This is a genomic window from Flagellimonas flava, assembly GCF_050617915.1.
GTDB classification, from domain to species: Bacteria; Bacteroidota; Bacteroidia; order Flavobacteriales; family Flavobacteriaceae; genus Flagellimonas; species Flagellimonas flava_A.
In genome coordinates, this window is the sequence record NZ_JBODQE010000241.1 from 1 (window position 1) to 230 (window position 230).

1 protein-coding gene is annotated in these 230 nt (G+C 45.7%); it reads right to left on the minus strand.

Going from position 1 to position 230, the window contains the following annotated elements:
- The coding region (locus ACRHOZ_RS21690; protein ID WP_431130503.1) for a phosphoribosylformylglycinamidine synthase subunit PurQ at positions 1 to 230 on the minus strand (230 nt) is incomplete at both ends.

Consider the following 230-nt stretch of genomic DNA (forward strand, 5'->3'; position numbering starts at 1 on the left):
CTTTACATCAAATCCGGCCAAGAATAGAGCGTTGGCCATTTCACGTTCGCAATTGCTTCCTTTTTCACGAAGTATCGCTGCTTTAGGCTTCTCGATACTTCCCGATTTCATCGGGTCACTCGAAGCGTCGCCTTCTGGTAACTCGTAAACCAAGGGCTGGTTTTTGAAGTTTTCATAGCGGGCTTTGGCCAAATCATTCGCCGTCTGTTTATCATCAAGCAAATATGAAG